The following is a 21,144-nucleotide window of genomic DNA, read 5'->3' as shown; positions in this document are numbered from 1 at the left end:
ATAACGCTACTCATAGACCCGCAAGTCCCCGTCTGCCGAGCTTGCCAGACGCACTGACCGGGCCCCACACCGACACGGAGACACGCATGCCTGGACGCGCCCCCAGCGCCGAACGCGCCGCCTACTACGAACACATCGGCCGCAACCACATGGCCCCGCTATGGGAATCGCTGCACAGCCTCGTGCCCCCTCAGCCGCGCCCGCGTGTTGTGCCCGCCATCTGGAAATACAACGAAGTGCGACCGCTGGTGATGGAAGCGGGACGCGTCATCAGCGCCGAAGAGGCCGTGCGCCGCGTGCTGGTCTTGCAGAACCCGGGAACGCCGGGGTCGTCGAGCATCACGGGCTCGCTCTACGCCGGGCTGCAACTCATTCTGCCGGGCGAGATCGCCCCGAGCCATCGTCACACGCAATCGGCCCTGCGCTTCATCGTGGAGGGTTGCGGCGCCTGGACGGCCGTGAACGGAGAGCGCACCACGATGCACCCCGGCGACTTCATCATCACGCCGTCGTGGACGTGGCACGACCACGGCAACCCAGCGGACGGCGAGCCGGTCGTGTGGCTCGACGGCCTCGACATCCCGCTCGTGCAGTACTTCGACGCGGGCTTTGCCGAGAACTACCCCGAATCGCAACAGCCGGTGCTACGCCCCGAGGGCGACAGCTTCGCGCGCTACGGGTACAACATGCTGCCGGTGCATCACAAGGTCAGCGATCCGACCTCGCCGATCTTCAGTTATCCCTATGCCCGCTCGCGCGAAGCGATCGACACGCTGTACCGCAACGGCGAACTCGATCCGTGGGACGGCATCAAGCTGCGCTATGTGAATCCGGCGACCGGCGGCTGGCCGATGCCGACCATGGCGACGTTCATGCAATACCTGCCCGCCGGCTTCCAGGGCAAGACCTATCGCAGCACCGATGCGACGGTCTTTTCGGTCGTCGAGGGTCGTGGCACGGCGCGCATTGGCGACGAGGTCTTCCAGTTCGAGCCGCGCGATCACTTTGTCGTGCCGTCGTGGGCGCCGGTGCAGCTCGCCGCGCTCGAAGACGCCGTGCTGTTCAGCTACTCGGATCGCCCGGTGCTGGCGGCCCTGAACCTGCTGCGCGAGTCGCGCACCTGAGGCCAGCCCAACGTTCACTTATCGGCCGCGCGCCGCACACCCGCATGACCCGCGTGCGCAGCCACGGTTCTATTCATTATTCGTCGAGTCAAACACTATGTCCTTCGTCTTCGCTCCGCCCGCTACCGTCGCCATTCCCGTTGTTGGCAGCGCCGATCAGTTCGCCGTGCGCCGCGTGTACTGCGTTGGCCGCAACTACGCCGCGCACGCCCGTGAAATGGGCTTCGATCCTGACCGCGAGCCGCCGTTCTTCTTCTGCAAGCCGGCCGATGCCGTGCTGCCGGTGGCCTACGGCGAGACGCTCACGCTGACGTACCCCACGCAGACGACCAACTATCACTACGAAGCCGAACTGGTCGCGGTGATCGGCAAGGCGGGGTCGGACATTCCGCTCGACCAGGCGCTCGAGCATGTCTGGGGCTACGCCGTGGGTCTGGACATGACGCGCCGCGACCTGCAGATGAAGATGCGCGAAATGGGCCGTCCGTGGGAGATCGGCAAGGCCTTCGATGCCTCGGCCCCGATCGGCCCGATTCATCCGGTGTCGAGCGTCGGTCACATCGAGAAGGCGGCCATTTCGCTGACGCTCGACGGCGTGCAAAAGCAAAAGAGCGACATCACGCATCTGATCTGGTCGGTGGCGGAGACGGTCTCGTACCTGTCGCAGTTCTTCCGTCTGGCGCCGGGCGATCTGATCTACACCGGCACGCCCGAAGGCGTGGGCCCGGTCAAGGCCGGCGAGACGATGGTCACTGCGGTGGAAGGGCTGGGCGAGATCACCGTGCGCGTGGTCTGAGGCATCGTCATGCAGCTCTATAGCTTTTTCAACAGCTCGACGTCGTATCGCGTGCGCATTGCGCTCGCGCTCAAGGGGCTGTCGTTCGACACGATTCCGGTGAATATCCGCGCCGGCGAGCATCGTGCCAGTGCGTATGTCGACGAGGTCAATCCGTCGGCCGCCGTGCCCGCGCTCATCGACGGCGACTTTTCCCTGGGCCAGTCGCTCGCCATCCTCGACTATCTCGACGCGAAGTATCCCGAGCCGCGCCTGGTGCCGCAGGCCATCGAAGCGCGCGCGCGCGTGCTCGAGCTGGCAATGCTCGTCAGTTGCGACATGCACCCGGTGAACAACCTGCGCATTCTGAAATATCTGCAAGGCCCGCTGGGCCTCAGCGCCGAACAGAAGAACGCGTGGTACCGCCACTGGGTCGCCGAGGGCATGGCCGGCGTGGAACGATGGCTCGACAAGCACGGCCACGGCCCGTGGTGCTTCGGCGACGCGCCGACGCTCGCCGACGTGTGCCTGATTCCGCAAATCGCCAATGCCCAGCGCATGGGCTGCGACTTGTCGGCCTATCCACGAGCGATGGCGGTGTACGCGCAGGCGGAGACGCATCCCGCCTTCCTCGCGGCAGCGCCCAACCGTCAGCCGGACTACACGGCCTGACTTCCATCCAGAACGGCTGGACAGGCCGCAGGAGACAACCCCAACCATGAGTCAAACCTCTCAACCCAAAGCCCTCGTCATTGGCGGGGGGATCGGCGGCCTGGCCGCTGCCCTCGCGCTCGCCAATCAGGGCGTACGCATCGAACTGCTGGAGCAGGCCGAAAGCATTGGCGAGATCGGCGCCGGCATTCAGCTCGCCGCCAATGCGTTCGCGGCACTCGACGCGCTCGGCGTCGGTGAAGCCGCCCGCGCGCGCTCGGTCTTCACCGACCACATCACGCTGCGCGACGCCATCGACCGCAGCATCATCGCGCAGGTCGACGTCGGTGCGCCGTATCGCGAGCGCTTCGGCAATCCTTACGCCGTGATCCACCGCGCCGACATCCACCTGTCGATTCTCGAAGCGGTGCAGCGCAATCCGCTGATTCAGTTCCGGACGGCAACGCGCGTGGTTACGCTGGAGCAAGACGACAAGGGCGTCACCGTCATCGACCAGCACGGCGAGCGCCACACGGCCGACGCGGTGATCGGTTGCGACGGCGTGAAGTCCGCCGTGCGCGCCGTGCTGATCGGCGACGAGCCGCGCGTGACCGGTCACGTCGTGTATCGCGCGGTGGTCGACGTCGAGAACATGCCAAAGGACTTGCAGGTCAACGCGCCGGTCGTCTGGGCCGGACCGAACTGCCACCTCGTGCATTACCCGTTGCGCGGCGGCACGCAATACAACCTCGTGGTGACGTTCCACAGCCGCGAGCAGGAAGTCTGGGGCGTGCGCGACGGCAGCAAGGAGGAAGTGTTGTCGTACTTCGAAGGCATCGATGCGCTGCCGCACCAGATGCTCGACCGTCCGACGTCGTGGCGACGCTGGGCCACCGCCGACCGCGATCCGGTCGCGCAGTGGAGCTTCGGCCGCGCCACGATCCTGGGTGACGCCGCCCACCCGATGACGCAGTACATCGCGCAAGGGGCCTGCCAGGCGCTGGAAGATGCCGTCACGCTCGGTGCCGCCTATGCGGCGGCGAACGGCGAATTCGTCGACGCCTTCCGCCGCTACGAGCACGCCCGCATCCCCCGCACCGCCCGCGTGCTCTACGGCGCGCGCGACATGGGTCGCGTCTATCACGCGAAGGGCGTGGATCGCTGGGTGCGTAATTCGCTGTGGAAGGGCCGCACGCAAACGCAGTTCTACGACGCCCTGCAATGGCTGCACGGCTGGCGTGCCGAGCATTGCCTGTCGCAAACGCCATGGCTGGCGGACGCCTGAGCCCAAGCCCGGCAGCGCCGCAGCCCCCCAAGACTCACCGCCCGGCATCCGGGCATCCCACCACGCGACGGATCAACACCGTCGCGTGGCCTCCCTCGCAACGCGTTTAGTGGTGCGATGGATTGGCAGTCCCCCATAACAACAATCACCGCAACGCATTCCGGCGACGACGGCCCACCTGCCGCGCCGCTTCTGGCAACCCTGAGGAGACAACCCATGCCAGCCACCCCCATCAACGTGACGGCGTTCATTGACCGACATCGCATCTCGCCGTTCCAGGTGATGATCGTCGTGCTGTGCTTCCTGATCGTCGCCATCGACGGCTTCGACACCGCCGCCATCGGCTTCATCGCCCCCGCCATTCGCGCCGAGTGGTCGCTCTCCCCGGCGCTTCTGGCGCCACTGTTCGGCGCCGGGCTCGCGGGCCTGATGGCCGGGGCATTTGTGTTCGGGCCGCTCGCCGACAAGTTCGGCCGCAAGTCCATTCTCATCTTCTCGGTGGTGTTCTTCGGCGTGGCGAGTCTCGCGTCGGCGTGGTCGATGGAACTTTGGCAACTGATCGCCCTGCGCTTCCTGACGGGCCTCGGCCTCGGCGGCGCCATGCCCAATGCGATCACGTTGACGTCGGAATACTGTCCTGAGTCGCGCCGTTCGTTCCTCGTGACGACCATGTTCTGCGGCTTCACGCTCGGATCGGCGCTGGGCGGTCTCGCCTCGGCCGGGTTGATCGAAGCCTTCGGCTGGCGCGCCGTGCTGATCATGGGCGGTGTCATGCCGCTCGTGCTCGGCGTGGTCCTCGCGCGCGCGCTGCCCGAATCGGTGCGCTATCTCGTGATGGCGGGCAAGTCGCCGGCGCGCATCGCGGCATCGCTGCAACGCATTGCGCCGAACGAGGACCTGCGCGGCGCCACGTTCAATGTTGCGACAAAGCCGTCGACGACGTCGCCGGTGAAGCATCTGTTCAAACCCGAATTGCTGCGCGGCACGCTGCTTTTCTGGGTGACGTTCTTCATGAGCCTGCTCGTGATCTATCTGCTCTCGAGCTGGTTGCCCACGCTGCTTCGCACTAACGGCCTGACGCTGCGCAACGCCGCCATCGTCACCTCGATGTTCCAGGTGGGCGGCACGCTCGGCGCCATCGCGCTCGGCTGGTTGATGGACCGCTTCAACCCGCACTACGTGCTTGCGGCCGCTTATGTGCTCGCGGGCGCTTGCGTCGCGGCCGTCGGTCCGTTTGCCAGTTCGCCCGTGCTCGCCTCGGTCGCCGTATTCTGGGCCGGGTTCTGCGTGTCAGGCGGTCAGGTCGGCGCGAACGCGTTGTCGGCCGGGTTCTATCCGACGGACTGCCGCGCCACGGGCGTAAGCTGGGCCAACGGCGTCGGGCGCCTGGGGTCGGTGGTCGGCTCGGTCGGCGGCGCGTCGATGCTCGCCATGGGCTGGTCGATGCCAGCCCTCTTCGCCGCCATCGGCGTGCCCGCTGTGCTCGCTGGCCTGACGATGCTCACGCTGGGTCGCCTGCGGCACCACCAAGCCATGCGTGCAATAGCAGCGACGGTCTAAGCGCTTCGGCTCACGTAACCTGTCACGGCTCAGGCTCGCGCGGGCGCCATTCGCATTGCGCGATGGCGCCCGCGCGCGTTTCCGGCCGGGGGAATCGCGACGCTCCGGATGTCCAGCCGCGTGCCGCATCGCGCAAATTCTTGCCGATAGGCATACAGTGTCGGCTGGCGGCGAATTCGGGGTGTCCAAGCGGCACCCGCGTCATTGTGGCGTTGCGCCGCGTGTCCCCACTTCCCTGCGGAGATTGAAGGTGTCGTTGCCCCCACTGCTGGTCATTATCCCGATGCACCCCGAGCAGTTGTCCGAACTGCAAACCCATTTCGAGGTGGCGTACCACCCCAGCCATCACCCCGTGCCGGAAGGCTGGGGGCTGGAAGGCGAGCGGGCGCGCTTCGTGCTGACCAACGGGGCGCGTGGTCTGAGCGCTGCCGAGTTGTCGCACCTGCCGAACGTGGCATTGGTCTGCGCCCTCGGCGCTGGCTACGAGAATCTGGATGTCGCCGCGATGCGCTCGCGCGATATCGTGGCCGTGAACGGCGCCGGTGCGAATGCGCCGACCGTGGCGGACCAGGGCTTCGCCCTCCTGCTCGCTGCCGTGCGGCGCGTTCCGGCGTTCGACGCCGCCTGCCGCCGCGGCGTGTGGCGCGACGCGCTGCCGATGCAGCCCGGCGTGTCTGGCAAGAAGCTGGGAATCGTGGGGCTGGGGGCCGTCGGGCGTCAATTCGCCAAGCGTGGCGAAGGGTTCGATATGCCAATCGGCTACCGGAACCGCAACCGTCGCGACGACGCGCCTGCCCACTATCAATACTTCGACAGCGTGCTGGCGTTGGCCGAGTGGGCGGATTACCTCGTCGTGACGGCGCCGGGCGGCGCGCAGTCGCATCACCTCGTGAACGCGGAAGTGCTGCACGCGCTGGGCCGGCACGGCTTTCTCGTCAATCTGGGGCGTGGCAGCATCGTCGACACGGCCGCCCTGGCCGACGCATTGCGCGACGGCGTCATCGCCGGCGCCGGGCTGGACGTCTACGAAGGCGAGCCGTCACCGCCCCCGGCACTGATCGACTTGCAGAATGTGGTGCTCAGTCCGCACGTGGCGGGCCGCTCACCCGAGGCGGAAGCCGCCACGCTCGCCTTGTTTCTCGAGAATACGCGCCGCTTCCAGGCGGGAGAGCCGCTGTTGACGCCGCTGTGAGCCGCGAATTGCCTCAGTGATTGTCGAGCCCGTCGATGCTGCGCACGGGCGACGGCGAGAGCGTGACGCCGTCGTTGACCGGCTCGAACTCGATGCTGCTCGCGGCACTGCCCGTGGTAAAGACCGTCTCGCACGTCGGGCACTTCACTTCGGCCTTCGAATGGAGATAGTCATACATCGCCTGGACGGTCGGCTCGCTCGCCGCGACGGGGAAGCGGGCTTTACAGGTGGGACAAACGACGAAACCGGTATGGATCGACAGCATGGCGAGCCTCCTGCAGGCAAGTCGGCAACGTCACCGATTTTACAACCAGCCGGTTCGCCGTGTGGCGCTTGTTCGGGGCCATGGGTCAAGCGCACCGTGCGGGATGCGCGAGAAGACGCACGCCCCGCCCTTCCCGACGAGGACGTCGCATCCCATTTCGTCGCACGCAAACGCGGCCCCAAAACGATTAGCTTCGCGGCGCTCCAGCCTCGCCCTCCTGCAGCCATCGGCGTTTGTCGCGCAGCGGTGCTTCACCAAACACCCGCGCGTATTCACGGCTGAACTGCGATGCGCTTTCATAGCCCACCGCCTGCGCTGCCGCGGCCACGGTGATGTCAGCCCCAAAGATCAGCCGCCTTGCCTCCTGCAAACGCAATTGCTTCTGATACTGCACCGGGCTCATGGCCGTCACCAGCTTGAAGTGATGATGCAGCGACGACACGCTCATATGCACCTCCTGCGCCAACGCCTCCACCCGCAACGGTTGTGCGTAATGTTCGCGCAGCCAACGCACGGCGCGCGTAATGCGATTCATCTGGCTGTCCTGCAGCGCCATCTGCCGCAGCAACGCCCCCTGCCCGTTCATCAGCAATCGATAGACGATCTCGCGTTTGATCATCGGCGCGAGGATCGGGACGTCGCGCGGCGTTTCCAGCAACCGAAGCAACCGCAGCACCGCATCGAGCAGCGTTGCATCCAGACGATTGACGTACATGCCCCGGCCGCTCACCGCGGGGGCCGGCGGCGGCAGATGCTCGTCGCCGATGAGCGATGTAACATCCTCGGCCGACAAGTCGAGCCGCAACCCGAGATACGGTGATTGCTCACTCGCCCCCGACACCTGCGCCACCACCGGCAAATGGACCGACGACACCATGTAGTGCATCGGGTCGTACGCGTAATCCGCTTCGCCGATCTGCAAGCGCTTCTCGCCCTGTGCGATGACGGCAAACGCCGGCTGTTGCAGCGCCGGCTTCGGCCCGCCGGGATGCAGGATGCGATGCACGAACAGGCCGTCCACCGCCGTCGGCGTCGTGCCTTCCAGGCCGTGCGTCGCTCGCTCCAGCAGATGCACCAGTTCGGTACGCGCGGCAAGCGACGGATCGTCGCCAAACGTTGGCTGTGACGCCTCGCGAAGCACAGTCTTCACCAGATGCATGGCAATGCCCTCACTCAAGAGGCGGCCGATCCCCACTTGACGGCCGCAATGCTGCAAAGCATACCCCTGCCACACTCTCTTGCCTGATCCTCCGGGATGGAATTCACACGATCAGGCAGGAAATGTGCAGAAACAGGTACTGCTTGCCCAATACCCCGCGACGCATAATTCTTCTCATCCCGTGCAAGCCGTTTTCACCCTTTTGACGGCCCCATGCCACGGGCGGCAATTTCAACGGAGCGATGCAATGCGACAAAGAAAACTCGGCAATACCGGCCTCTTCGTCTCGGAACTGTGCCTCGGCACGATGACCTTCGGCGGACAGGGCGAACTGTGGAGCAAGATCGGCCATTTGCAACAACAGGATGTCGATGCGCTCGTGGGCCGTGCGCTCGACGCGGGCATCAACTTCATCGATACGGCCGACGTCTATTCGGAAGGCCAGTCGGAAATCCTGACCGGCCAGGCGCTGCGCAATCTCAAGGTGCCGCGCGATAACGTCGTGGTCGCCACCAAGGTCTTCGGTGCGACGGGCGCGCAAGGGGCCAACTCGCGCGGCCTGTCGCGCTATCACATCATGGATGGCATCAAGGCCAGCCTCAAGCGCCTGCAACTCGATCACATCGATCTGTACCAGGTGCACGGCTTCGATCCGGTCACGCCCATCGAAGAGACCCTCGCAGCGCTCGACACGCTGGTGCGTCAGGGGCACGTGCGCTACATCGGTGTCTCGAACTGGGCCGCGTGGCAGATTACCAAGGCGCTGGGCATTTCGGCGCGCCTGAACCTCGCGAGCTTCGCATCGCTTCAGGCTTACTACACGGTCGCCGGGCGCGATCTCGAACGCGAAATTGTTCCAATGCTGCGCAGCGAGAACGTCGGTCTGATGGTGTGGAGTCCGCTGGCCGGCGGCCTGCTTTCGGGCAAATACACGCGTGACGGTCAGGCCGAGGCAGGCAGCCGCCGGCAAACCTTCGACTTCCCCCCGGTCAATGTGGAACGTGCCTACGACGCCATCGACGTCATGCGTGGCATTGCCGCCGAGAAGGGCGTATCGGTCGCACAGATCGCACTCGCCTGGCTGCTCGCCCAGCCGGTCGTCTCGACGGTCATCATCGGCGCCAAGCGAGCCGATCAGCTCGACGACAATATCGCGGCAGCGCGTGTCACGCTCAGCGAACGCGACCTGTCCGCCATCAATGCGGCCAGCGCACTGCCGAGCGAATACCCCGGCTGGATGCTCTCGCGCCAGGGAGATCCGCGCCGCGCACAGCTCGCCGAGGCCGGCCCGCTTTGACAATGGGGGAGGCGTTGCCTCCCCCGAACCGCAGTCAGCGAAACACCGCTCACGGCGGGCGCCGTGCGCGGCACTTTCGGCATCGTGGTCTTGTCACCGGCACGACCACGATGCCTATGGGTCAGAATGTGTGACGCATGCCGACGTTAACACCGAGCTGATTCGTGCCCGCCGCCGGTGCACCTCCCGCCCCACCCGAGCTCACCGAATACGCCGCGTGTTCGCTGTTCCCCAACCACGCCACTTGTGTGTACACGGCCGTGCGTTTCGAGAGGAAGTAGGTCCCGCGCAGGGTCGCCATCGTCGCGCGCGTGTTCTGGCGCGCGTTCAACATGCGGAAGATCTCACCGTCCACCGCGAAGGCCGGCGTGAACTGGTACTGCGCACCGACGTAGAACATGTCGGTGTTCACATCGGCCACAGCCGCCGACGCCGTCTGCACGCGACGGCCCAGCCAACCCGCGCCGCCCTTCCAGTTGCCCCCCTTCACGTAGCCATTCAACTGCCATCGCGTGTCCGTGTCCGACGAACTCGTCAGCGGCACGGTCGACACACCGTTGAAAAAGTTCGCCGCCGCACCGTTGCCGCCACGCTGCTCGTCCCAGGCGCCCGCCACGCCGAACCAGGCCGTGTCGTACTTGAGCATGGCGGAGATCTGGCGGCAGGACGTCATCTGCCCCGCCGTCTGTCCGGCACAGGTGCCTTGCCCCGGAGCGTTGCCGGTGCCGCCGTTGTCGCGTCCGAACGAGTAGGTCGCGCCCACCGTCAGGCCGTGGAACACGCCCTTGTAGGCAATCGTGTTGTCACTGCGCGCGTTGGGGATGTAGCTATCGAGCGAACCACTGCCGTACAGATCCGGGCCGAGGATGTCGGCATCGCCCATCACCCAGAACGTCATCGAGTACTGGCGGCCAAACGACAACGTGCCATACCGATTCGACAGCCCCACCCATGCCTGCCGGCCGAACAACCGCCCGCCTTGATTCAGGTCGCCGGCACGAACGTTGAAGCCGCTCTCGAGTGCGAACACCGTGTGCAAACCGCCACCAAGATCCTCGTCACCGCGCAAGCCCCAGCGTGAGGGCAACGAGCCCGTGTTGGCCGGCATGCGCACGAGCGCGCGGTTGTCGGCACCCGCATGCGATACGTATTCGATGCCGGTGTCGAGAACGCCATAGAGCGTCACGCTCTGGGCCGAAGCGGATGTATCAGCCAACGCGAGGCCGGCAGCCAGCGCGAGCGCAGGCAGTCCCTTGTGGATCACAGTGATGTCTCCATTGAACGTTACAGCTTGTAGTGGTCCGGCCGGTGTCGGCCGGCGACTTATAGAAATGCGCGCCGCCAGGCGCTCGTCCCGCGTGCCGGTCAGACCGTGCCCGATACGGTCGGGCTGGCCGCCGCAAGGCCGCCTGTGCGGCGAACCCGACGACGCATCACGAGCATGAGTCCTGCCGCAATGAATGCCGGGATGGCGACGATCTGGAACGCCTGTGCCGTGCTCGCCGCGGTGGCGATCAGCACGCCGCCGAGGCCCGACCCGAGGATCGAGCCCAGGCGCCCTACGCCAAGCGCCCACGCCACGCCAGTGGCACGCGAGGCGGTCGGGTAATACGCCGCCGCCAGGGCGTTGGCCCCGGTCTGCGAACCTGCCACGCCGAAGCCGGCGAGGAAGACAACCGCCATCAGCCATCCCGTCTGGTGCGTGACCGTACCCAGCACGCACAGCGCGATCCCGGCCATGACATACGACGCGGCCAGCACACGATACGGACTCGTGCGATCCATTGCGAAACCGATCAACACGGCGCCGACCGTGCCGCCAAGCGGCAGCATCGCGCCAATGCGCGCCGCCTCCGCGAGCGTGTAGCCCGAGTCCTTGACGACCAGCAGCAGCCAGCTCGTGAGCAGATAGAACGCACACAGGGTGCAGAAGAAGGTCGCCCAAAGCAGCAGCGTGCCGACGATGTAGCGGCGCGTGAACAGACCGCCCACGGCCGAGCTGGCAGCCCCCACCGGAGCGACTTCCGGGTCGATGCGCGTGACCTGCGGGTCGATGTGCTGCGCAATGGCCAGCAACTGCGCCGAGCGATCGCCGCGTGCGGCCAGATAGCGCATGGATTCGGGTAACCAGCGCATCAGTCCCGGCACGATGAGCAGCGGTACCACGCCACCGGCAAGGAGCACGCCACGCCAGCCGATGTGCGGAAGTGTCTGCGCGACAATCTCGCCGCCGATGGCGAAGCCCAGCGTGAAGCCACAGAACGTGGCCGTCACGAGCAGCGAACGCATGCGCTCGGCGCAGTACTCCGAACTGAGGGTGATGGCGTTGGGCATGGCACCGCCCAGGCCGATGCCGGTGACGAAGCGCACGACGGCAAGCTCGGTCGGACTGCGCACGAACGCCGACGCGATACTGCCGAGCGAGAACAGAATGACCGAGAGGATGAGCACACGTTTGCGGCCGATGCGGTCCGCCAGCGGGCCAAAAATGAAGCAGCCGAGCATCAGACCGCCGAGCCCCGCGCCAAAGACGGTGCCGAGGCTGGTTGTCGCCATGGTCCACTCACTGCGGATGGCCGGCGCAAGATAGCCGATGGCGGCGGTATCGAAGCCGTCCAGTGTCACGATCAGAAAGCACAGGGCGATCACGCGCCATTGAAACGGCGTGATGCCCTGGCGATTCATCAAAGCGGATATTTCCATGTCTGTCTCCTGTGCGGTAAAGACCGCGGGCTGGGCGACGGGCCGTGGCGTCTTTCAACGACGCTCTGTGAAGGCCTCGCCGGTTAGGGGGCGATTACGTCAAAAACAGGTGCCTGATGCGTCGGCGGGCGAGCCTCACGCGCGCACCGCCGGCGACGCACTTGCGTCGTGCCGTTCCGGGTCGCCCGCCGACAGGTATTCCCACATGCGCTCGATGATTCGTCCCGAGCGCGTGGCACGCGCGCGGCACGCGTCGATGTCGAGTACCGCCGCGGGATATGTCGCTTCGAGCGCAAGCACGTCGAGGTCGACCCGCGCGGCGTCTTCGAGGTACCACGTGAGGGCGACCATCGCTTCGAGCGTGTCGGCAGCGACGACGGCCCCGTTGCCGCGCATCACCACGGCGGCGTTCGTCCCCATCGCAGCGATGACGGCCTCGGCCTGCGCATCGGTACGCACGAGTTGCGGGTCATCCCACAGCGGTACGCCGGGGGCAAAATAGGTGCCCGGACCATGTAGCGCACGCGGCGTGCGGCGCAGCGTCGAGAGCGACATCGTCCTGGGCGGCATGGTGCGCGCCACCGCCCCGATCTCGGAACGTGAGCGATAGATCGCCTGATGCAAACGAACTTCACCCAGCACGCCGTCGGGCAGCGGGCCGTCGACGGGCACCACCGTGCCTGCCTCGCCAACGCCGATGAGACCCATCGGACGTGCCGCACACACAAGGAAGTGCTTGGCATCGAGCCGCACGCTGCAATGCCCATAGGCGTGGGCGAGGCCTGCACGGGCCAGGGTACGAGCCGCCACGCGCACCGCGCGGTCACGCTCGGCGATATCGGCAGTGGGAAAGGGAGCAGGTGTCATGGAGCATCGGGGGGCTTACGCCGCCAGTGGAATCGACGCGAGGCGTCAGGCCGAAAACTCGGGGATCTCAGGCGCGGCGCCCCACATGCAGAACCCGGTAGGATCGAACGGGAACTGACGCGGCACGTACGTCGCTTCGTCTTCCGGCGCAATCTTTCGCACGCCCGTGGAGTACTCGTAGACCATGCCGTCGGGCCCAGCGAAGTAAAGGAACATGGCGTGCGACGTCGGGTGACGTCCCGGACCGAAGCGAATCGGCACGCCCTGCTCGCGAAGGAAGTACCACGAGCGCATGAGGTCGTCGATGCCGTTGACCTGGAAGTTCACGTGCTGGACACCGGCGCGCCTGGCCGGAAACAGTGCAATCTTGTGATGCACTTCGTCGATGCGCAGCAGCGGTGCGTCGCCGATACGATCCGAGACACGCGCATTGCATACGCTCGTCCAGAACGCTTCATCGCGACGCGCATCGGTCGTGCATAGCCCCACGTGACTGAACGAGTCGATGCCTGCGTCGCGCTCGCCGTGATAGCCGCGCCCCGTCTGCGCGGCCCGCAATACCAGTTCGATCTGATTGCCGGTCGGGTCGCGAAACGTCAGGAAATCGGCGACACGGCGCCCGTCGGCCTCGTCGCGCGTGCCCCGGCGCGCGTCGATGCGCATGGCGTCGAGTTGTGCGGCGGCGGCATCGAAATCTGCGTCGCTGGCAATGTCGAACGCAACGGTCTGGTCAGCGGGATCGCCCTCGAAGTAGCACACCGAATGATCACGGCTGTCGCTGCGAAGGAAAACGTAACCGGCCTCACGGCGCACCTCCTGCAATCCAAGAATGGTGCGCGCATAACGTGTGGCACCTTCAAGGTCGCGTGTGCCCAGCCGCACGTAACGGATGTCGTGCAGATTGATCACCGCTTGTCTCCTGCGGATATTGTTCGTCCCCCGGGCGGGTGCCCGGTGACGGCGTTGTCGTGAGGGATACGATAGGGATCGACGTCGCATGACGCCAACGAATTGCGTAAATGCGCAGTATTTACGCCGTGAATGAACGGTGCAGCATGCGCACGGTCGCTCGCCGCGTTGCGCGGGCGCACGTCACGCACGCATGAAGCAAGGTTGGATCAGTCTTCGCCGTGGAATAGGCGGAACAGGGTGCTGCGCAACCAGCGATGGCCGGCGTCGGCGTGAAAGCGTTCGTGCCAGTGTTGCGAGATGTCGAACTCGGGGCCTTCGAACGGCAGTGCGTAAGTGCGTAGATCGGCGGCGGACTTGAGCGCGCGTCCGAGTCGCGTCGGCACGCAGACCACGAGGTCGCTCGCGGCGATGAGTGCCGAGAGTCCCATCGAGTGCGCCATGCGCAGCGCGACATGACGCTGTCGCCCGGCCTGCGCAAACCATTGCTCGACAGCCGTCTCGAAGACATCGTGATTGCCGGCGGTCGGTCGATAGACCGCGTGCGCGGCGTCAAGAAACGCCTCGCCGGTCAGTTGGCCGCGAATGGTGGGATGCCCTTCGCGCACCAGGGCAACGTAGTGCTCGCGGAAGAGGCGTTGCTGATGAAAGCCCGACGCAAAACGGGTGAAGAGCCCCAGCGTGAGATCGATGTCACCCATCGCCATGGCGTTCTGCGCCTCGCGCGGTGTCGTGTCGACGGTAACGATACGCACGCCCGGCGCGTCCGCCGCAAGCGTCGCCATTAGCTTCGGTATGAAAATCAACTGACCGATGTCGCTCAGGTAAAGCCGAAAGGTGCGCTGCGCCAGGGCAGGCACGAAGTCCTGCGGGGCCTCCACGGCACCGCGGATCAGGCCGAGTCCCTCAGTGACGGGCGAGGCGAGCGAGAGGGCGAGATCGGTGGGCAACATGCCTTGCGGCGTCTTGACGAACAGCGGATCGCCAAACGCGAGGCGTAGCCGCTTGAGCGCGTTGCTCACGGCTGACTGCGTGAGGCTGAGTTCCTCGGCCGTGACGGTCGTGCTGCGTGTGCGCAGCAGCGACTCGAACACGAGCAACAGATTCAGGTCGAGCGAGCGAAAGTTCATCCCCAGCCGTGCAGTCATGCAAGAAGCGTTACGGACGTTGGGGTGAACAGACCCCAGGCTGCGCATACAACGCGTGCCTCGCAGGCGAGTGACGCGATGCGCTGCGGCCCCGCCCGGCATTCTAGGCAACGCGCGGTCGCCGGCGCAGTGCGGGAAACCCCAGTCACACGCGCGCTCGCGTTCATGGTATCCACGGGCGCGCGGCGGCTCGCACGGCTCACGGCTTCATGCGGGCGCGCTATGCCATCGAGGCCTTTCGGGCGCTCTGCAACGCCGCTTCCTGAGGCGGCAGCAGCCGTCATCTTGAGTGAATTTCGCGAAACCTCGCATTTTTCTTCTAAAAATCAGCCAAAATCCGACTTTTATCGGCGTCATCACGCCGTGGAAGCGCTTATGACGGCTCGGATGGTGAATTCAGTCGACAGGCGAGGGCCTAAAGGAGGAAAATAGGGGCTTCTTGCCGTTTACGTTAACGGCACTGACGACTGAAGCCCCCTCTGCCGAGACATTGAAGAAACATGAGCGCCGATAATCAATTGCGTTTTGTCGTGGAGCCGCACGCCAACCCCACCCCTGCCGACCAGATCGCCGCCAAGCTGGTGAACCCGGCGTTTGGCCGCGTATTCACGGATCACATGGTCACGATCCGCTGGACCGAGGGCACAGGCTGGCACGACGCGAAGGTAGAGGCCCGTCGTCCGTTCGAGATCGATCCGGCATGCGCCGTGCTGCACTACGCGCAGGAAATTTTCGAAGGGATGAAGGCCTATCGCGGTGAAGACGGCAAGATCTCGCTGTTCCGCCCGCAAGCCAATGCCAAGCGCTTCCGTGATTCGGCCCAGCGCATGTCGATGGCCGAGCTGCCAGAAGCCGTGTTCCTCGAAGCCGTGGAAAAGCTCGTCGATATCGATCGCGCATGGATTCCGGGCACGGAAGGCAGCAGCCTCTATATCCGCCCGTTCATGTTCGCCTCGGAGAGCTTCCTCGGCGTGCGCGCCGCCCATGAGTACATCTTCTGCGTGATCGCCTGCCCGGTCGGCCCCTACTTCAAGCCCGGCAAGTCGGCCGTGACCGTATGGGTGTCGGATCAATATACGCGCGCCGCCCCGGGCGGCACCGGCGCGGCCAAGTGCGGCGGCAACTACGCCGCGAGCCTGATCGCACAGACGGAAGCAAGCGGCAAGGGCTGCGACCAGGTCGTGTTCCTCGACGCCGCGCAACATCGCTGGATCGAAGAACTGGGCGGCATGAACGTCTTCTTCGTGATGGACGACGGCTCGCTCCAGACGCCGCCGCTCGCCGGCACGATCCTGCCGGGCATCACGCGCGCATCGATTATCGAAATGGCCAAGCGCAACGGCCTGACCGTCAACGAGACGCCGTACGAATTTGCCCAATGGCAAGCCGACGCCGCCAGCGGCCGTGTGAAGGAAACGTTCGCGTGCGGCACGGCAGCGGTCGTCACCGCCATCGGCCAGGTGCGCCACGCCCAGGGCGAATTCAACATTGGCGACGGCGGCGAAGGCCCGGTCACCCAGCGCATTCGCGATCAACTCACGGGCATTCAACGTGGCAAGGTCACCGATCCGTTTGGCTGGGTACATCACGTTGCCTGATCGGCTAACGTTGCCCACATAACAAGTTGTGCAGTTGCGCGTCGCCCGAGACAGCGGCGCGGGAAATCATTGGCGGTGCGCCGCGACACGAGGAGAGTCGGGCGCACCGTCTTGTTGTATTTGACTTGCAAGATCATGGAACAGAATCCAGGCGCAATGGCGGGTAGCCCCCGCAGCGCCATTGCGGCAGCCGACACAATCGGTGTCCCGCACTCCGTGCTCGAAGACATCTATGCGATGGTCATCGGCATGGCATTCGTGGTGGTCGGGCTCGTGCTGCTCAAGGCGGCCGGGTTGGTCACCGGCGGCGTGGCCGGCATTGCGCTGCTCGCCTCTTACGTCTTTCCCCTACCGGTGGGCACCATCTTCACGCTGGTGAACATCCCGTTCTTCCTGTTCGCGTACTTCACGATGGGCCCGCGCTTCGCGATCAAGTCCACCGTCGCGAGCTTCGGCATCACCTTTGCCCTCGCGGCCATGCCGCAGACGTTCAATGTCGCCTTCGTCAATCCGCTGTTCGCCGCGTTCGTCGGCGGCACGCTGTGCGGCATGGGAATTCTGGCGCTTGCGCGTCACGGGGCCGGCGTAGGCGGCACAGGCATCGTCACGCTGTGGTTGCAACGCGAGCGCGGCATCAACGCGGGGATTACCCAGGTGGGCATCGACGCGACGATTCTGCTCGCCTCGCTCACCACCCTCCCCGCCGGACGTGTTGCCTGGTCCGCGCTGTCGGCGCTCGCCATGAGCGCCATGGTGGTCGCGTGGCACCGGCCGGGCCGTTACACCGGACGTTGAGACGCGGCGGACGGGCCGTCCGGTCGATAGGCACTGGCCTGCGTCAACAGCCACTCGCGGAACACGCTGAGCGGCTGCCCGTGCGTGAGTTCGGTCGGGTAGACGAGGTAGTAGGCCGACTCGGCCACGCTCTTCACGTCGACGGGAATCGTCAGGCCATACGTCGCCAACTGCCCCTCGACGAAGAACTTCGGCACCAGTGCAACGCCGAGCCCGGCGGCCGCGCCGGCGATAAGCATCGTGTGCAACTCATAGCGCACCCCTTGCAGCGTCCGGTGGTCCTCGATACGTTGCTCCGCAAACCATTGGGTCCAGGCACTGGGGCGGGTCGTCGAATGCAACAGCGGATATGTGAGCAGGTCAGCGGCCGTGCGAACCGGCCCCTTGAGCAACGACGGCCGGCACACCGGCACCACCTCCTCGCCGAACAGGTAATCCGATGACGTCCCCGGCCACGTCGGCTGCCCGAAGTGAATGGCCGCTTCGAAGTGCGTCTCGTCGAACGTGAAGAGATCGGTGTGCACGCCCATGTTCACGCGAACCTCCGGGTGGCGCTCGTCGAAATCCTTCATTCTCGGGATCAACCACTCGGACGCGAACGTCGGCAGCACCGCCAGTTCCAGGTAACCGCCCCCGCTGCCGTGCGCCATGATCGAGAGCGTGTCTCGATCGAGCTGTTCCAACGTGCGGCGCACTTGCGTGCCATACAGGCGTCCGGCGCGGGTCAGCACCACGCGCTGCTTCGCACGCACGAACAGGCGCACGCCCAGTTGCGCCTCCAGCGTGGCGATCTGGCGTGACACAGCGCTCTCCGTCAGGAACAGCTCGCGCGCCGCATGGGTAAAGCTCTCGTGCCGCGCCGCCGCCTCGAAGGCCAGCAGCGCCGCCGTGCCGGGGGTCTTGAATTTGCGCATCATGATTCCAAAAACGCATCAAGTGGCAATTTTATCTCGCTTTACGTGCGTGGCATCCATTCCAATAATGCTGTCAATGCAAGACGGCATGGGGTGAAGCGCTCCGTGCCATGCCCTGACCCCGTGCGACGCCGCCAGAGACGGCGTCGCCTCCTGCGAGACAACCCGATGCGCAATGCCAACGTGCAGTCCCTGCTGGTTTCCCTGATCGGGGAAGCGCGTACCGACGCGCTCTTCGCGACACTCAATTCGCCGTCGATCCTGGCGGATGCCGAACCGGGGCGCGTGACGCGTGCTGAACTGGCGCAGGCCATGAACATGGCCCTGTTCGAAGGGCTGCTGGCACGCTCGCCGAACGGCCGCACCTACACCGAAGAAGCCATTGCCGGTGGCGGCGGTGTCTACTTCGATCATGGCGCGCTGCGAACCGTGCGCTGGACCGGGAACGGCGCCCTGCCGCCGGGCGAAGCGGCCTTCACGCGCATTCTGCGGCCGCTGGGGTTCCGGCTGAACGGCCGCTATCCGCTCGACCGTCTCGGCATGACCGGCCGCGCCTATGCGCACGAAGACGCCCCCGACGAGATTTCGCAATTCTTCGTGAGCGAGCTGCATCCGGAGCGCTTCTCCGAGACGTTCCAGCAAGCCGTGTCGCGTGTGGTCGGCACGTCGAAGGATCCGCTCACGCCAACGGCCATCGGTCAGCTTTGGGAACTGGAGCGCGACGGCACGCTACCGCTCGAGAGCGCTCAGGCGCTGCTGCCGGTGATCGTCGGAGCGTTTGCGCGCCAGCACGACGTCCCGAGCGAAGCCGATTACGAACTGCTGCTGGCCGAATCCGCCGAAATGGCCTGGATTGCGACCGAGGGCAACGCGTTCAACCATGCGACCGACCGCGTCGACGATGTGTTCGCGCTGTCCGACGCGGAGAAGGCCAAGGGCCGCCCGATGAAGCCCGAAGTCGAGCGTTCGCGCTCCGGCCGCGTGTTCCAGACGGCGTATCGCGCCGACACCGTGCGTCGCGAGTTCAGAGGCAAGGATGGTGAGATCGTCACGCGCGAGGTGCCGGGTTCATTCTACGAATTCATCACGCGCCATCGCGAATACGACACCGCCAGGCGTTGCTGGAAGATCGATCTGCGCTTCGACGCCGGCAATGCCCAAGGTATTTTCAAGATGACGGCCAACGCCAAGTCATCGGGGGGCTCGGCTTCCGGCGCACAATAGGTCTGTGCGTCGATGCTGCGCCTCAATCTGCCGATACCGGTGAACTGCACCGGCGGCCAACACTGAATTCCATAGGGGTACCCACGTGAACGCGACTTCCATCCTCAACGAATTGGGCATTGCCAAACTGGCCGAAGCGGGCGACATCGCCGTGCATTCGCCCATCGACGGCGCATTGATCGGCCGCGTGGCCAGCGCCTCGGTGGCCGACGCCCAAGCCACCCTCGCCCGCGCGCAGACCGCGTTCACCGCGTGGCGCAATGTGCCCGCGCCGCGTCGCGGCGAACTGGTGCGCCTGCTCGGCGAAAAGCTGCGCGAGCGCAAGCAGGCGCTGGGCGCACTCGTCACGCTCGAAGCCGGCAAGATCCTGCAGGAAGGATTGGGCGAAGTGCAGGAAATGATCGACATCTGTGACTTCGCCGTCGGCCTGTCGCGTCAGTTGTACGGCCTGACGATTGCGTCGGAGCGTCCGGGCCACCGCATGGCCGAGACGTGGCACCCGATGGGCGTGTGCACCGTCATTTCCGCCTTCAACTTCCCGGTGGCGGTGTGGGCGTGGAACGCTGCGCTTGCGCTCGTATGCGGCAACGCCGTCGTGTGGAAGCCGTCGGAGAAGACGCCGCTGACTGCGCTGGCGGTCAACCAATTGATGAACGATGTCATCGCCGAGTTCGGCGACGCCCCTGAGGGTCTTTGCGCACTCATCATCGGCGGTCGGGACGTGGGCGAGGCGCTGGTCGCCGATCCGCGCTCGGCCATCGTGAGCGCGACGGGCAGCACGGAAATGGGCCGCAAGGTCGGCGTGGAAGTCGCTCGCCGCTTTGGCCGCTCGATCCTGGAGTTGGGCGGCAACAACGCGGGCATCGTGACCGGCAGCGCCGACATGGAACTCGCCCCGCGCGGCATCCTGTTCTCGGCGGTGGGCACGGCGGGTCAGCGTTGCACCACACTGCGCCGCCTGTTTGTCCATGAGAGCGTGTACGACAAGACCGTCGAGCGTCTGAAGACGCTGTACGGCAAGGTCGCCATCGGCAACCCGCTGGAGCGCGGCACACTCATGGGCCCGCTGATCGACGAAGGCGCATTCAAGCGTATGCAGGACGCCCTCGACAAGGCGCGCGCGCAAGGCGGCAAGGTCACGGGCGGTGAGCGTCACGCGGTCGCAGGAGCAGAGAACGGTTTCTACGTGAAGCCGGCCATCGTCGAAATGCCGTCGCAGACCGAAATCGTGCTGACCGAGACGTTCGCACCGATCCTGTACGTGCTCAAGTACAGCGACTTCTCGCAAGCCATCGACGCCAACAATGCCGCCTCGCACGGCCTGTCGTCATGCGTGTTCACGACCGACCTGCGCGAAGCCGAGCGCTTCACGTCGTCGGCGGGTAGCGACTGCGGCATCGCCAACGTCAACATCGGCCCGAGCGGCGCGGAGATCGGCGGCGCATTCGGCGGCGAGAAGGAAACCGGCGGCGGTCGCGAGTCGGGCTCCGACGCATGGAAGGGCTATATGCGCCGTGCCACCAACACCGTCAACTACTCGTCCGCCCTGCCGCTCGCGCAAGGCATCGACTTCTCGATCGAGTGAAGTCGCGATAGCCAGCCCCGGCGCCGCGCATACCGATGCACGACGCCGCGCGGCAGCTTACGAATCCGGTCAGCGCCGGACGTGTCGTGCCTT

19 protein-coding genes are annotated in these 21,144 nt (G+C 65.6%); 11 read left to right on the top strand and 8 right to left on the bottom strand.

Going from position 1 to position 21,144, the window contains the following annotated elements:
* Nucleotides 1-86: 86 nt before the first annotated feature.
* The 6 genes from gtdA (at nucleotide 87) to PTE31013_RS03285 (ending at nucleotide 6,587) form a co-directional block, all read left to right on the top strand.
* Nucleotides 87-1,124, top strand: a complete 1,038-nt coding sequence (gene gtdA / locus PTE31013_RS03310) for a gentisate 1,2-dioxygenase (protein ID WP_150611373.1) — start codon at nucleotides 87-89, stop codon at nucleotides 1,122-1,124.
* Between the two features lie 97 nt (nucleotides 1,125-1,221).
* Nucleotides 1,222-1,920, top strand: a complete 699-nt coding sequence (locus tag PTE31013_RS03305; protein ID WP_150611372.1) for a fumarylacetoacetate hydrolase family protein — start codon at nucleotides 1,222-1,224, stop codon at nucleotides 1,918-1,920.
* A 9-nt stretch (nucleotides 1,921-1,929) separates the two neighbouring features.
* Nucleotides 1,930-2,571, top strand: a complete 642-nt coding sequence (gene maiA / locus PTE31013_RS03300; protein ID WP_150611371.1) for a maleylacetoacetate isomerase — start codon at nucleotides 1,930-1,932, stop codon at nucleotides 2,569-2,571.
* 46 nt (nucleotides 2,572-2,617) lie between these two features.
* Nucleotides 2,618-3,835 carry a 3-hydroxybenzoate 6-monooxygenase gene (locus PTE31013_RS03295; protein WP_150611370.1) on the top strand — a complete coding sequence of 406 codons (1,218 nt, stop codon included), beginning with the start codon at nucleotides 2,618-2,620 and terminating at the stop codon, nucleotides 3,833-3,835.
* Nucleotides 3,836-4,051: 216 nt separating this feature from the next.
* On the top strand, nucleotides 4,052-5,395 hold the full coding sequence (locus tag PTE31013_RS03290; protein ID WP_150611369.1) for an MFS transporter: 1,344 nt from the start codon (nucleotides 4,052-4,054) through the stop codon (nucleotides 5,393-5,395).
* Between the two features lie 250 nt (nucleotides 5,396-5,645).
* On the top strand, nucleotides 5,646-6,587 hold the full coding sequence (locus PTE31013_RS03285) for a 2-hydroxyacid dehydrogenase (RefSeq protein ID WP_150611368.1): 942 nt from the start codon (nucleotides 5,646-5,648) through the stop codon (nucleotides 6,585-6,587).
* A gap of 13 nt (nucleotides 6,588-6,600) precedes the next feature.
* On the opposite strand, the gene PTE31013_RS03280 is transcribed toward PTE31013_RS03285, so the two are convergent.
* Nucleotides 6,601-6,852 carry an MJ0042-type zinc finger domain-containing protein gene (locus PTE31013_RS03280; protein WP_150611367.1) on the bottom strand — a complete coding sequence of 84 codons (252 nt, stop codon included), beginning with the start codon at nucleotides 6,850-6,852 and terminating at the stop codon, nucleotides 6,601-6,603.
* A gap of 187 nt (nucleotides 6,853-7,039) precedes the next feature.
* On the bottom strand, nucleotides 7,040-8,029 hold the full coding sequence (locus tag PTE31013_RS03275) for an AraC family transcriptional regulator (protein WP_246173870.1): 990 nt from the start codon (nucleotides 8,027-8,029) through the stop codon (nucleotides 7,040-7,042).
* A gap of 229 nt (nucleotides 8,030-8,258) precedes the next feature.
* Between PTE31013_RS03275 and PTE31013_RS03270 the strand changes: the two genes are divergently transcribed.
* A complete protein-coding gene (locus tag PTE31013_RS03270; protein ID WP_150611366.1) occupies nucleotides 8,259-9,308 on the top strand; it encodes an aldo/keto reductase in 1,050 nt (349 codons plus the stop codon).
* 121 nt (nucleotides 9,309-9,429) lie between these two features.
* Here the strand turns inward: PTE31013_RS03270 and PTE31013_RS03265 are convergent, their stop codons facing one another.
* The 5 genes from PTE31013_RS03265 to PTE31013_RS03245 form a co-directional block, all read right to left on the bottom strand.
* Nucleotides 9,430-10,569, bottom strand: coding sequence for a porin (locus PTE31013_RS03265; RefSeq protein ID WP_246173887.1), 1,140 nt, complete (start codon nucleotides 10,567-10,569; stop codon nucleotides 9,430-9,432).
* Nucleotides 10,570-10,673: 104 nt separating this feature from the next.
* Complete coding sequence (locus PTE31013_RS03260) at nucleotides 10,674-12,011, bottom strand: MFS transporter (protein WP_150611365.1); 1,338 nt, start codon at nucleotides 12,009-12,011, stop codon at nucleotides 10,674-10,676.
* 135 nt (nucleotides 12,012-12,146) lie between these two features.
* Nucleotides 12,147-12,878 carry a class II aldolase/adducin family protein gene (locus tag PTE31013_RS03255; protein WP_150611364.1) on the bottom strand — a complete coding sequence of 244 codons (732 nt, stop codon included), beginning with the start codon at nucleotides 12,876-12,878 and terminating at the stop codon, nucleotides 12,147-12,149.
* Between the two features lie 45 nt (nucleotides 12,879-12,923).
* Nucleotides 12,924-13,787: a VOC family protein gene (locus PTE31013_RS03250; protein ID WP_150611363.1), complete on the bottom strand. Its 864-nt coding sequence runs from the start codon at nucleotides 13,785-13,787 to the stop codon at nucleotides 12,924-12,926.
* A 209-nt stretch (nucleotides 13,788-13,996) separates the two neighbouring features.
* A complete protein-coding gene (locus PTE31013_RS03245) occupies nucleotides 13,997-14,935 on the bottom strand; it encodes a LysR family transcriptional regulator (RefSeq protein WP_246173869.1) in 939 nt (312 codons plus the stop codon).
* A gap of 500 nt (nucleotides 14,936-15,435) precedes the next feature.
* Here PTE31013_RS03245 and PTE31013_RS03240 point away from each other — a divergent pair, with 500 nt between their 5' ends.
* Together PTE31013_RS03240 and PTE31013_RS03235 are read left to right on the top strand one after the other, a co-directional pair.
* The gene (locus PTE31013_RS03240; protein ID WP_150611362.1) at nucleotides 15,436-16,533 is read left to right on the top strand and encodes a branched-chain amino acid aminotransferase; all 1,098 of its coding nucleotides are present in this window, start codon (nucleotides 15,436-15,438) and stop codon (nucleotides 16,531-16,533) included.
* Nucleotides 16,534-16,668: 135 nt separating this feature from the next.
* Nucleotides 16,669-17,328, top strand: a complete 660-nt coding sequence (locus PTE31013_RS03235; protein ID WP_150611361.1) for a YitT family protein — start codon at nucleotides 16,669-16,671, stop codon at nucleotides 17,326-17,328.
* On the opposite strand, the gene PTE31013_RS03230 is transcribed toward PTE31013_RS03235, so the two are convergent.
* Nucleotides 17,313-18,242: a LysR family transcriptional regulator gene (locus tag PTE31013_RS03230; protein ID WP_150611588.1), complete on the bottom strand. Its 930-nt coding sequence runs from the start codon at nucleotides 18,240-18,242 to the stop codon at nucleotides 17,313-17,315. The genes PTE31013_RS03235 and PTE31013_RS03230 overlap by 16 nt on opposite strands.
* 168 nt (nucleotides 18,243-18,410) lie before the next feature.
* On the opposite strand from PTE31013_RS03230, the gene PTE31013_RS03225 reads away from it, so the two are divergent.
* A complete protein-coding gene (locus PTE31013_RS03225) occupies nucleotides 18,411-19,466 on the top strand; it encodes a DUF1338 domain-containing protein (RefSeq protein ID WP_150611360.1) in 1,056 nt (351 codons plus the stop codon).
* An 85-nt stretch (nucleotides 19,467-19,551) separates the two neighbouring features.
* Nucleotides 19,552-21,051 (top strand): L-piperidine-6-carboxylate dehydrogenase, encoded by a 1,500-nt coding sequence (gene amaB, locus PTE31013_RS03220; RefSeq protein ID WP_150611359.1) that lies wholly within the window; start codon nucleotides 19,552-19,554, stop codon nucleotides 21,049-21,051.
* Nucleotides 21,052-21,144: the final 93 nt, after the last annotated feature.

Source organism: Pandoraea terrigena (genome assembly GCF_902459705.1).
Lineage (GTDB): Bacteria > Pseudomonadota > Gammaproteobacteria > Burkholderiales > Burkholderiaceae > Pandoraea > Pandoraea terrigena.
The sequence above is the reverse complement of the archived record's forward strand: the minus strand, read 5'-3'. Positions and strand labels throughout refer to the sequence as shown.